At 45.6% G+C, this 11,483-nt stretch carries 13 protein-coding genes and 1 other annotated feature; of the genes, 2 read left to right on the top strand and 11 right to left on the bottom strand.

Features of this window, described 5'->3' with window-relative positions:
- Positions 1-282: 282 nt before the first annotated feature.
- The 5 genes from rplL to DW025_RS14140 form a co-directional block, all read right to left on the bottom strand.
- Positions 283-651, bottom strand: coding sequence for a 50S ribosomal protein L7/L12 (rplL, locus tag DW025_RS14160; protein ID WP_015534196.1), 369 nt, complete (start codon positions 649-651; stop codon positions 283-285).
- Between the two features lie 166 nt (positions 652-817).
- Entirely contained in the window at positions 818-1,306 is a 489-nt protein-coding gene (gene rplJ / locus DW025_RS14155; protein WP_015534197.1) for a 50S ribosomal protein L10, read from the bottom strand.
- Between the two features lie 36 nt (positions 1,307-1,342).
- Positions 1,343-1,480 (bottom strand) — a sequence feature (ribosomal protein L10 leader region).
- Positions 1,481-1,560: 80 nt separating this feature from the next.
- A complete protein-coding gene (locus DW025_RS14150) occupies positions 1,561-2,094 on the bottom strand; it encodes an N-acetylmuramoyl-L-alanine amidase family protein (protein WP_120000430.1) in 534 nt (177 codons plus the stop codon).
- An 82-nt stretch (positions 2,095-2,176) separates the two neighbouring features.
- Entirely contained in the window at positions 2,177-3,142 is a 966-nt protein-coding gene (locus DW025_RS14145) for a glycoside hydrolase family 25 protein (protein WP_022216759.1), read from the bottom strand.
- A gap of 55 nt (positions 3,143-3,197) precedes the next feature.
- Positions 3,198-4,946: an alpha/beta hydrolase fold domain-containing protein gene (locus DW025_RS14140; protein WP_120000428.1), complete on the bottom strand. Its 1,749-nt coding sequence runs from the start codon at positions 4,944-4,946 to the stop codon at positions 3,198-3,200.
- Between the two features lie 163 nt (positions 4,947-5,109).
- On the opposite strand from DW025_RS14140, the gene panD reads away from it, so the two are divergent.
- Complete coding sequence (panD, locus tag DW025_RS14135; RefSeq protein ID WP_015534201.1) at positions 5,110-5,496, top strand: aspartate 1-decarboxylase; 387 nt, start codon at positions 5,110-5,112, stop codon at positions 5,494-5,496.
- Positions 5,497-5,574: 78 nt separating this feature from the next.
- Here panD and DW025_RS14130 read toward each other — a convergent pair whose 3' ends face one another.
- The 6 genes from DW025_RS14130 to DW025_RS14105 all read right to left on the bottom strand — a co-directional run bounded on the left by DW025_RS14130 (position 5,575) and on the right by DW025_RS14105 (position 9,615).
- On the bottom strand, positions 5,575-6,321 hold the full coding sequence (locus DW025_RS14130) for an HAD family hydrolase (RefSeq protein WP_165854799.1): 747 nt from the start codon (positions 6,319-6,321) through the stop codon (positions 5,575-5,577).
- A 28-nt stretch (positions 6,322-6,349) separates the two neighbouring features.
- Complete coding sequence (locus tag DW025_RS14125; protein ID WP_118018059.1) at positions 6,350-6,886, bottom strand: TIGR01440 family protein; 537 nt, start codon at positions 6,884-6,886, stop codon at positions 6,350-6,352.
- Between the two features lie 289 nt (positions 6,887-7,175).
- A complete protein-coding gene (locus tag DW025_RS14120) occupies positions 7,176-7,706 on the bottom strand; it encodes a GNAT family N-acetyltransferase (protein ID WP_120000424.1) in 531 nt (176 codons plus the stop codon).
- A gap of 26 nt (positions 7,707-7,732) precedes the next feature.
- Positions 7,733-8,668, bottom strand: coding sequence for a DUF4097 family beta strand repeat-containing protein (locus tag DW025_RS14115; RefSeq protein ID WP_165854798.1), 936 nt, complete (start codon positions 8,666-8,668; stop codon positions 7,733-7,735).
- Between the two features lie 132 nt (positions 8,669-8,800).
- Entirely contained in the window at positions 8,801-9,019 is a 219-nt protein-coding gene (locus DW025_RS14110; RefSeq protein ID WP_120000421.1) for a hypothetical protein, read from the bottom strand.
- Positions 9,020-9,138: 119 nt separating this feature from the next.
- Positions 9,139-9,615, bottom strand: a complete 477-nt coding sequence (locus DW025_RS14105; RefSeq protein ID WP_055147786.1) for a methylglyoxal synthase — start codon at positions 9,613-9,615, stop codon at positions 9,139-9,141.
- A 287-nt stretch (positions 9,616-9,902) separates the two neighbouring features.
- Here DW025_RS14105 and DW025_RS14100 point away from each other — a divergent pair, with 287 nt between their 5' ends.
- Complete coding sequence (locus DW025_RS14100) at positions 9,903-11,375, top strand: DUF1846 domain-containing protein (RefSeq protein WP_015534206.1); 1,473 nt, start codon at positions 9,903-9,905, stop codon at positions 11,373-11,375.
- Positions 11,376-11,483: the final 108 nt, after the last annotated feature.

The following is an 11,483-nucleotide window of genomic DNA, read 5'->3' as shown; positions in this document are numbered from 1 at the left end:
CATTCACCCCTTGGAATTTATTTTTATGCTTTTTAAGACAAACCTTAGTTTAAATAAGTGTTTTAAAGCCATTTATCACCATATTATGATGTGTATGCACACGAAGCCATAATAGTGACAGTTTACTATCCTAACAGCAAATGCAATATTTGTCAACTATATTTTGGAATTTTTTTAGATTTTTTTATTAATTGAGAAAAGATGTATAGAAAAACCGGCCCGGCGGGATGAGATCCATCTCCGCCAGGCCGAATAAAGTCTGATAATAAAATAAGGATCAAATTACTTTAATGTAACCTTAGCGCCCTCAGCCTCGAGCTTTGTCTTAGCTTCCTCAGCCTCTTCCTTAGTAGCGTCCTCCTTGATTACCTTTGGAGCACCATCTACAGCGTCCTTAGCTTCCTTAAGACCTAAGCCTGTAAGCTCACGAACAACCTTGATAACCTTAACCTTGTTAGGACCAACCTCTGTAAGCTCTACGTTGAATGAATCCTTCTCCTCGGCTGCTGCTGCACCGTCTGCACCTGCTGCTGCAACTACAACACCTGCTGCTGCTGATACGCCGAACTCCTCTTCACAAGCCTTAACTAAGTCGTTTAACTCTAATACTGATAAACCTTTGATTACTTCAATAATTTCCTGAGTTGTCATTATGTTTTTCCTCCATATAATATAATTTGTTATTTTGTAATGCATCCACACATCATTCTCGTATCATGCGGATACCCTTTGTCCATGATATAGACAGTTGAATATCTGACAGCATATAATCCCGGCAGTGCCGATATATACATCAGATGTTCTATCAGGCTTAATATTAAGCCTCCTTCTGCTCTGCGATCTGCTTGATAACACGAGCGAAGTTTGCGATAGGTGACTGGATACTTCCAAGGAACTTGGAAATAAGCGCGTCTCTTGAAGGGATCTTTGCAATAACCTGGATTCCTTCTGCATCGTAGAATGTACCTTCTACAACGCCGCCCTTAAGCTCAAGAGCTGGGGCATTCTTTGCGAAGTCTGCAAGAACTCTTGCAGCCGCTGTAGCGTCATCCTTGCAGATTGCAAGACCAGTTGGTCCCTCTAAACAACCCTTAAGGCCTTCGAACTCTGTTCCCTCGATAGCGAAGTTAACCATTGTGTTCTTGTATACCTTGTATACAACACCAGCTTCTCTTAAATTCTTACGGAGCTGTGTATCCTGCTCAACTGTAAGACCACGATAGTCTACAACTACTGCAGTAGCAGCGCCTTCAAGATTTGCCTTGATCTCTTCTACTATTGGCTTCTTTAACTCTACCTTTGCCATAATGCGCCTCCTTATTTTACTAATGACTGCACATTCCAAGATATAAAAAAACTCTCAAAGCCCTAAGACCTGAGAGTAGATTGTTAATTCAATAACGATATCTTTCCTCGGTAGGTGATATAACATCTTACGCCCTGGGGCACCTACTGTCTTCGGCAGTTCATCGTTGCTTAATGTAACACACCGCAAATACAATGTCAATAATTATTTTTATTTTTTTGCACAGCCTGCTGCAGATCCGTTTATTGCCAGACTCACGCGCCGATCGCCTCGTCCACAGCATTTGCTATTGCGTCTGCTATGGCTTCAAAATTGTAATCATACAGGTAATTGTCGTAATCGTTGTTGATAAAGCCTGTTTCTATGAGCACTGCGGGCATTTCAGTCCGGCGCAGCACCGCCAGCCCCGGCCTCTCCTCAACATTTATATTTCGAAAGCCCAGCTTTTCAAGCTCGCTGTTGATCTCCTGTGCAAGATTGTATTTCACTCCGCTTTTATCGTAGACAAGGGTCTGCACTCCGCTGTACTTGTTGGCCTCCGGTGCAGAGTTGCGGTGAAGCGATATAAAATAATCTGCTCCGCTCTCATTTCCCTTCTGTGCTTTGCGGACCGGAGAATCGTATACATCCTCCGTTCTGGTGTATACCACATCATATCCCCTGCGGGTGAGTTCATCCCCAAGTGCCAGCGCCAGGTTCAGGTTATCGTTTTTCTCAAACCTGCCCTCATACGATGCACCGTTGTCATATCCGCCGTGCCCGGCATCTATCATAATTTTTGTTGCCATATAAAACATCCAGCCCCGGTTGTTTATTCCATTTATAATATGTAACAACCGGGGCTGTGATAACACGTTTATTCAAGGTTTATTATTTGAACCAGAGATCCAGATCCACGTCTCCGGATATACCGTCAACGGTTCCGGACTCGGTGTACTGCCATCCTGTATATTTGTATGGGAAATTAGGAACATTTGCATAGTGTGCAAGCCACAGCTCGTAATCCCCGAGTCTGTCCATGTCAAGGCACTGTGCGAACATATTCCTGCTGGCATATATCATCGGCGTGTAGCCTGCCGCCTTTATCGTCTCACAGAAGCCGACTATGCCATCCGTTCTCTCATCATTCGATGCGTTGTCGCCTCTCGCCTCACTGTCGCCGATAAGCTCCGAGTCGATAACTATAGGATACTTGACGTTCATCTTGCCTATCTGTTTGAGGACAAAATTCGCTTCCTCTACACCCTCGTCATATGTTATCGCCTGGGTGAAGAAGTAAAGCCCTGTCGGTATTTTGTATTTGATGACGGCCGCCTTGCTGTCCTCAAAGCTTGAATCCAGCATCAGTCCGCCCTGCGTGTAGCCTCTGTAACCCACTCTGAGCATAACAAAATCTATGTCTTTGTTCTTCGCCAGAGTCTCCCAGTCTATGTCTGACTGGAATGTTGACAGATCCACACCCACCAGTGTGTCCTTTATATTGTCATCGCTGTAATGCATATATCCATCGTCGCCCGTGTAGAACTTCTCAACATCGAGATTGTTTCTCTCCACCTTGTCGCTGATCTTGTACAGCAGCGCATCAGGGCCGAGTTCTCCGACATTGATGTACGCTGTCGGTATATAGTTCCAGTAATTGTCATATATAAGACTGGTTATCTCCGTATCCTCGAGCGTATATCCCGATTCATAGGAAAGCCCCGGAGATGCCTTGGAGTTGGTAAATCCTCCCGCTCTTCCTATAAATATTCCTATAACAATTCCAGCAATAAGACATACCGATCCAACCAGTATGCACCAGTTTCTGGTAAATTTCTTTATCTGTTGTGTGTCCATATCTCTACCTGTCTCTTCCTTCTTAGCTTAGTCCGCCTTAGTCCGCATACACTGATTACATATTATCAAGGAAATGTTCCGTGCCAAGCCGCAAATGTATGACCTTGTCATACTTCTTCTTTATGGCATGTCTGAACCTTCTCGCCTCACTGTGTGAGAACATTCTCTCAAGATCCGCTTCTCTGAGTATCGGTTCATCACAGAGTATCTTGTACTTGATGTTCCAGTCATACATAAGACTTGTGCAATTATCTATGCTCACCCGCAGCATCGTTCCTTTGTTTTTACCCATGAACACGCTTCTGTTCCATCTGTGTTTTGCAACCGAATTCTTGGCATCAAATACAACCTCAGCCCCCGGACACTTCTTCCATATCGCATCCAGGAACAACTTCAGCTTGTCCTTGTCAAAATATCTCATCATATCGTATACAACAAACAGGATCGCCACATTCTGAGGCTTCTGCACTTCATCAAGCCATTCGTAATCAAATATTGAACTTCCTATGTTGACCTCTCTGTCCCGGATCTCCATGTATTTTCTTCTTATATCTATGCGCTCCGGGAGATCAACATTGTACCACTTTATACGGCCGTTATCCACACGGGAAAACATGGTATCCAGTTCGCATCCGACATTGACGATAATTCCGTCCGCATATCTGTTTATGAAGTTTCGGACCCTCTCGTCCACAGCGACCAGCCTCTCCATCATGACTGTCCTGTCGTAAAATGTGTATCTGGCATTCCTCTTCTTATGCTCGATGCCTAATTTGTCCGTGAGCTTTATGGCCTCGTTGTCCTCATATAACTTTGGATAACGCTCCGCCATCATCGCCCTGCACCAGATGTCATTCTCTATGTCAGCAGGTACAAAATCCGAATCTCCCTTGATGCAGCCGGCGATCTTCTTCATGATGGTCTTGCACTCCGGTATGAGGGGATGCTCGAGATAATCGTGTGTCACCGCATAATACTGATAGTAATGCACCTTCATATTCGTCCTGCTCGCGTTATCATACAGCCTTCTGGCATAGCAGTTGAGCATGTCGTCATTTGTCGTGAATATATCCATCTCATCGCATATATCCGTTATGTCGTAATACACGGGACTTGTCATATCCGTCCTGCCTGCCGCATCCTTCACCCAGTAAGCAGAGAGGAAATGCTTTATCCCCGGCGTGTAGTAATATCTGTACATAAAACGGCTCTTGTCACTCATCTTCTGTTCAAGCTCCGTGTCCTCAAATTCCGTGTCAAGAACCGGGGAGCACAGTATGAGCTTGTCCGGTCTTCTCCTGCCCTTCTTCCACAACTGTATGGCAAGCGATAACGCCAGACAGCCTCCGGATGAATGTCCGAGAAGCACCAGACGCTGGACATCCTCCGAGTCACACAGCTTGTCATACGCACCCGTAAGCATATCCAGTGCCTCTGTCACCGAATGCTCCGGCGCAAGCGGGTATATCGGAACCACCGCCCCATAGCCGGTTCTCTCCACCGTGTCGAACACAAACTTCCATTCATTGTGTGTTATCCTCGACACAAATCCTCCGCCGTGTATATACATGAAGAACTCCGTCGCCCTGCCGTCTTTAGGCATCACATAAAAGCACAGTCCGCCCTTCTCAAACACCGATCTGACCTTAAACTTATCTTCATTATAAGAAGGCGGATTATAATCCTCTTTTTTGTGAAGTTTAACCGCTGTTTTATATATGTCAGAGGCTTTCATATGCCTGTCATCAAGCATGACGTGCCCCATCTTTTCTATTGCAATAGTTAAGTAATTCTGACTCTCCATTGTCCACCTTTCCAAATGTCCGGTCTACAACTCTCTTTCAGTTATTTTTGCACATGTCAATAATATAATCAAGAAATGATTTTATTTACTGTTGCAATATTGTCAATTTATGATATTATAATTGCGGTAAACAGGATGCATACAGCATAGAAAGGCAAATCTTATGAATATTACGATGTTAAAGAGTAAGATACACCGCGCAGTTGTAACTCAGGCTGAGCTCAATTACGTCGGCAGTATAACTGTAGATTCTGAGCTTTTAAAGGCCGCCGGAATCCTCGAGTATGAATTAGTACAGATTGTTGACATAGAAAATGGTAATCGTTTCGAGACATACACCATAGCCGGAGAGCCGGGATCAGGAGTTATGTGCCTCAACGGTGCTGCTGCCCGTCAGGTCCAGGTCGGAGATCACATCATTCTCATGTGCTACGCATCAATGACCCCTGAGGAGGCAAAGGAGCACACGCCTAAGGTCGTATTTGTAAATGATGACAACTCCATCTCACGTATTACCGATTACGAGAAGCACGGAGAGCTTTTCAGCTAGATCCTATATAGAATAAAAAGAACTATTCGTTTTAACTAAAGACGAATAGTTCTTTTTTATATTCGGATATGACCGGTCTTATCTGTCGGCATCATCAAGGATAAGTCTGCACATCTCCGGCACATTTACCTCATCCATAATTATGTCTGCTTTTATGTCTCTGTCGGCATCATCCACCGGGGATATATTGGAGTGTACATAACAGGTGTGGAGTCCGACCTGCTTCGCCGCCAGCACATCACATACCGCGTCATTTCCCACCATTATGGATCTGTTCGGATTGATATGATTTCTGTCCAGGAGCTGCTGATAGAACGCTGCATCCGGCTTCATTGCACCGAAATCCGAAGAGAGCGATATATCTGTAAAATATCCCTCTATGCCAAGTGACTGAACCTCAGGGAAGGTGAAAACTCTCTGTGCATTTGACAGAACGTATAATTTCTTTCCGGCCTGATTGAGCTGTTCGAGCATATCCGTCACGCCGTCATACAGTCTTATATATCCTGTAGACGCCTTGCGGAACTCCTGAGCCGCAGCCACTGTCAGCTCTGCACAATCGGACGGCGTCTGATCTTTTTTCAACGTGAGCTGCTCAAATACCTCAAGTATCTGTATCTCAGGGAATTTGAACCTCTTCTTTGCCATGGCCTGTTCTGCGCGTCTGATCTGTCTCTTGTACCTTGATCTGAGTCCTGCCGGATTGTATTTCACTCCGTGCTGCGCATAGAACTCACACATATGTTTCCACACAGCGATGTCCTCCTCATCAGTGTGAATGTCTATCAATGTTCCATATAAGTCAAATATAATATTGTCGTACACGTCATACCTCCGGGTAATTCTTTATTTTTTAGCGATAGCAGGCTCTCGCACCGCCAATGTATTTTGCACGGGTTCTCGCCATAACCACATGTGCACTTCCAACCATGCTGTGCTCAGATCTGACCGGAACGGCCACCGGCGCAAGATGCATGCCTATGAGAGTATCTCCTATATCAATGCCTGCCTGTGCCTGTATAGCCTCGATAGCCACTGGCTCCTTCATATCTGCGTATGCCGCTGTGGCAAATGAACCGCCCGCCTTGAGCTGTGGCACAACATTGACTATCGGTATCCTGTTCGCCTTTGCATATTCCTTCTCAACTATTATTGCCCTGTTCAGATGTTCACAGCACTGCGCCGCCATGTAGACACCTGTGTCTTTGAGTTCATCGAGTATTGCTCCCGCTATACATTTGCCGATCTCCTCACTGGAGAATGAGCCTATCCTCATATTTGCAACTTCGCTGGATGAGCAGCCGACCACCAGTGCATCGCCGGGTTCAAGTCCCGCAACTGCAATAAGATCCTTCACAGCGCCGCGGACCTCATCTTCGATCTCCTTCAAATGGTCAAAGGCTTCTGTTGAAACGCCCTGTCCCGCAGGTCTGAGTCCTTCCTCAATGCTCGTAGGTTCAGCTTTCTCCGGCTCAGAAATATCCTGAACCTCCTCATATTCATCCTTATCTATGGACACCGGCACACCGGTCTTGCCGAGCACAGTCACGCCGCCGTACCATGTGCTGTCCACCTTGAGCACATCGCCCACTTCATATTCCATTGAGTATTCATCTTTCTTTTTTATTATCTTCACCATCTTTGCCATGTCACAGATCTCCTTTCCTGTACATTTGCATTTACATGCGCTTTATTATCTTATATAGAAGAGAGCCATACATAACTCTCATAACCTCTTCGTATTCGTCCCGTGTCACGTACTCTCCGTAGGTCATCATCTCATATGTAACACCGGCTTCTCTGACCTGGTAATCCAGGCAGGACAGGCCATTGCGCTCGTAGAACGCCTTTCTCCGGCACCTCTGGTCGTAATTCGGCGCATTCTCATCAAGGGGCTCGATATTCAGAAACAGCTTCTGATCCGGATACTCTGTTCTCACCCTTTTTAATATTGCAGAGCCGTATCCACCATCTCTTGCCGATTCATCTATCGCAAGGAACATGAGCGTTTTCACCCTCTCATCGCCTATCACATATGTCAGTCCGACAAATCTGCCCGAGTCCACAACCGCACGAAACCTCGCCTTTCCCTGTCTGCATCTTCTGGTGAGCATCCACATAGGAGGTCTTTCTTCCCTTGGGAACGCAGTCACGAACAGGTGCTTTACCTGTTTTCTATAATCATTAATATCAACAAATTTTAATTCCATATTATAACCTTCTAAACTCAGTCGTTCTATCTGTCAACATATTTTATCTGGACATCTCCCGATGTGGTATCGACAATGCACTTGTTTTCATTTTCCATATGGGACTCAGGTATGTCCACCTCTCCGCTCTTGCTGTTCACAAGGAAACGTTTCTCCGACAAGAATGATATATCCACGTTACCACTCTCCGTCGCAAACCAGAGCATATGTCCATCGCACGCATCTACATTTATATCTCCTGAAGATGTCATGAACTGTCCAACCTTTGCCGCCTTTATATTATACCCCTCAAGCAAACCCTTGCCCGCAGATATTATGACATTGTCGCCGTGGACGTTCATTATCGAAAAGTCGCCGCTGCTGCCATTCACCTTCACACTATCCGCATCCACAGAAGCCATGGTGACCTCACCGGAATCTGTGACGACATTTACATTTTCTGCGGTTATATTGGACAGATACGCTCCGCCATTCACCTCAGTTACTTCAAATGTCCCACAGGATATCTGCACACTGGACACCAGAGTTCCCGTCTTCGAGGTCATGGATATATCTCCATACTCTCCCTCCGGTATACTCACCACGACATAAGGATCGTCTCCAAAGCCTATGTCTGAGCCAAATATCCTGTTGTCGGCACAGGTCATGACCAGCGCATCATCCTGCACCGTCACGGAATGTACGACGTCGGGCGAATCAAAATATGTGACGTGACATTTGTCATCATCGGATTCCACCAGTTTCACATCCATGTCGTCTGCCACCTGTATGTTAATGTCCCGGAACTTCTCAGTTATGGTCATCTCTTTTTCTGTGTAAGAGTTTTTCGCTTTTGCCTTTTTTTCTTCTTTCATCGTCATACGCGCCTGTCTTCCAAGCCCGGCGGATATGATCACCGCAGTCAGCATGACTCCGACCACCAGAACAACTATGGCCCGCATGATCCATTTTGCAACTTTCAAATGCATTTACCTCAATACAAATATGTTTTACATCCACCCCATTATATATACAAAACGGATGTATTGCAAATCCTGCAATACATCCGCGTGTTGTAACTCTATAATTCTATATATCCAGTGCCATGTGGTTCATTATTTCTTAACCACAGTATTTTTTGCAGCACTCCATGTTGAATAATATGTCACCTTGCCCGCTGAATCCTTGACTGTGACTGCAGGTTTCTTTGCCTTCGTGTCGTATGTGTAGGATGTTGCTGCCAGAGTCACGCTCTTGATCTTGGCGATCTTCTCCTCTGTGAGCTCATAATGCGCATCATCACCTGTGCCAACCTTCTTTGAAATGATCTTCACACCGTCAGTCGTTGTAGTTGCCGCCTTGATCTGAGGCTTACATAATAGAAAAAATCCACAGGTCGGCTGACATTTGCCAGATATCCTGTGGATCCTTAGACTTCATTATCACTATACAATTATTTTCCCAGCGTGTTCGCCCTGTTGTCGATATTCTTCTGGAAGTTGATGACCTTATGGTCGTATGGCTCATCCATCAGCTTGGACTGGATCATAAAGTCCGCTGTGGCTTTGTTGTTCGCCATCGGTATGTCGTACACCTGAGCGATACGGAGCAGAGCCTTCACATCCGGATCGTGTGGAGCTGCGGTCAGGGGATCCGAGAAGAAAACCACGAAATCTATCCTTCCCTCAACAATCTTCGCACCTATCTGCTGGTCTCCTCCAAGCGGACCGCTGTTGTAGCCCTTCACCTGAAGATTTGTCCTGTCTGTTATCATGCGGGCTGTAGTTCCCGTTCCACACAACTCATGCTGGCTCAGTATGTTCCTGTTGTCCTCGCACCATCTGATGAGCTCCTCCTTCTTCGCATCATGGGCGATAAGAGCTATCCTTTTCTGCTTTGGTATGGTCATTGTGATGTAATCTGCACTCATGTCTGTACCTCCTGTTCCTGCTATTTGCGAGCATTACTCCCATACCCTTACTCTACCCAATCCATCCATCATTTTCAATATAAAACACTATAATACAGAAAAAATTTACTGCATTATTACATTTGCAATTTTGCCGAACTTTCCTCTGTTTTTTCTCCCATCTGTGTGGTATTCTCTTATAGGACGCTTTATAAATTTAAGTATTCTTACTTATTACATTATTTCATAAAGAGATACACAGACAAAACCATATGTCTGTTCAATTATAGTTTAAGGAGATTCACAAGATGAGAAAAATTGGCTTTGACAATGACAAATATCTGTCCATGCAGTCTGAGCATATCAGAGAGAGGATCGGACAGTTCGGAGACAAGCTGTATCTGGAATTTGGTGGAAAGTTATTCGATGACTATCACGCATCCAGAGTCCTTCCAGGATTCGCTCCGGACAGTAAGCTTCAGATGCTTCTCCAACTTGCAGACCAGGCTGAGATGATCATATCTATAAATGCTGCCGACATAGAGCGCAACAAGATCAGACACGACCTCGGCATCACTTACGATCAGGATGTCATCAGACTTATAGGCGTATACAAAGAAAAGGGACTGTATGTGAGCAGTGTGGTAATCACCAGATACGCTGGACAGTCTTCTGCGGATGTTTTCCAGAAGAAGCTTGAAGCAATAGGAATCAAGGTTTACCACCACTATTCAATCGACGGATATCCAAACAACGTAGAAAAGATCGTCAGCGATGAGGGATACGGCAAGAACGAATATGTTGAGACTACCAGACCTCTCGTCATCGTCACAGCACCTGGCCCTGGAAGCGGCAAGATGGCTACATGCCTCTCCCAGCTCTACCATGAGAATAAGCGCGGTGTGAAGGCTGGCTATGCAAAGTTTGAGACATTCCCTATCTGGAATATTCCTCTCAAGCACCCTGTAAACTTGGCATACGAGGCTGCAACTGCCGACCTCAACGATGTGAATATGATCGATCCGTTCCATCTGGAAGCATACGGTGAGACCACAGTCAACTACAACCGTGATATAGAGATCTACCCTGTCCTTGCGGCTATGTTCGAGGGAATCTACGGACACTGCCCATACAAGTCACCTACAGACATGGGTGTCAACATGGCAGGAAACTGCATCGTTGACGACGAGGCTTGTCAGGAGGCTTCAAAGCAGGAGATCATCAGAAGATATTATCAGTCCGTGAACAGATTTGTCAGAGACGAGGCTACAAAGGATGAGGTCTACAAGCAAGAACTCATCATGAAGCAGGCAAAGATCACCGTGGATGACCGCGCCGTTGTCCCTGTTGCTAACAAGCTTGCCGAAGAGACCGGTTCTGCTGCCGCTGCACTTGAGCTGCCAGACGGAACCATCGTCACAGGTTCTACCTCAGACCTTCTCGGACCTTCATCAGCAGTCCTCCTGAATGCCATCAAGATACTTGGCGGCATCGACAAGAAGACACACCTGATCTCAAGAACATTTATCGAGCCTATACAGAAGCTCAAGACTCAGTACCTTGGCAGCAAGAATCCAAGACTCCACACAGACGAGGTTCTCATCGCCCTGTCCATGTGTGCAGTATCAGATCCAAATGCCAAGCTTGCTCTGCAGCAGCTTCCAAAGCTTGCCGGATGCCAGCTTCACACATCTGCCATACTGTCGGCGGTTGATATGAACACATTCAAGAAGCTTGGAATCGAGTTCACGAACGAAGCGGTGTATGAGGGTAGGATGTAAGCGCATAATATTTTCGCATTTTTATGAAAAAACGGCAGAAAGATACAAAATAATTTTGATATGTACCCAGAATCCTGGACACATATTTATGAACTAGGCTGAACACAT

Origin of the sequence: Coprococcus sp. AF38-1, from assembly GCF_003603945.1 — a bacterium.
Lineage (GTDB): Bacteria > Bacillota > Clostridia > Lachnospirales > Lachnospiraceae > Coprococcus > Coprococcus aceti.
This window is presented reverse-complemented; position numbering and strand designations above follow the sequence as displayed.